Here is a 599-nt window from a genome sequence, read left to right as displayed (position 1 = left end):
GTTGACCTTACAGGCTGGAACGACAAGGACAACACCCTCTTGTGGCGCAAGGCATGGGCTGACTTTACCAACGACTTTTTGGAGAGGAACGGAAGCCCGGAGCGCATCGACCACCGCAGCAACGCCGAGCGCGGCATTGACGAGATACCCACCGTCCACATGGGCGTGGCGGCTTGCCAGATGGAGAAGAAAGGTATCGCCACCGAGAAAGGCGAACTGAACCGCAGTATTCAAAAGACAAACCGCCTTATCCGGGAAATCCGGGCGCAGATTGGGAAGCTCAAAGAATGGATTGCCGACCTGTTCAAAGCGTGGGAAACCGCCCCGAAGCAGCCGCCGCAATCTCCCAACCTTGCAAATCTGTTGATGAAGTATTTGAGCGTTCAGAGAGAAAAGAGCCGGAAGTATTCGCAGCGTTGGCAACAACAGCACACAGCCGATGAACTGAAAATCATAGCGGCGGCGGTCAACTATCTTTCCGAGCATGGTATCTCTAATCTTGACGAGCTGGACGCTTCTCTTTCCTCTGTCAGTGATAGAGCCTATTCAATCCGGGAGGGAATGAAAACCGCCGAGCAGCGCATGAAAGAACTGCAAAA

The 599-nt window shown here is 53.6% G+C and carries 1 protein-coding gene; it reads left to right on the top strand.

Annotated elements, in window-relative coordinates; translation table 11 throughout:
- A partial coding sequence (locus C4885_RS16200; RefSeq protein ID WP_158538943.1) for a MobA/MobL family protein occupies positions 1 to 599 on the top strand: 599 nt, incomplete at both ends.

It is taken from the genome of Subdoligranulum sp. APC924/74, from assembly GCF_003324125.1.
Classification (GTDB): domain Bacteria; phylum Bacillota; class Clostridia; order Oscillospirales; family Ruminococcaceae; genus Gemmiger; species Gemmiger qucibialis.
The sequence above is the reverse complement of the archived record's forward strand: the minus strand, read 5'-3'. Positions and strand labels throughout refer to the sequence as shown.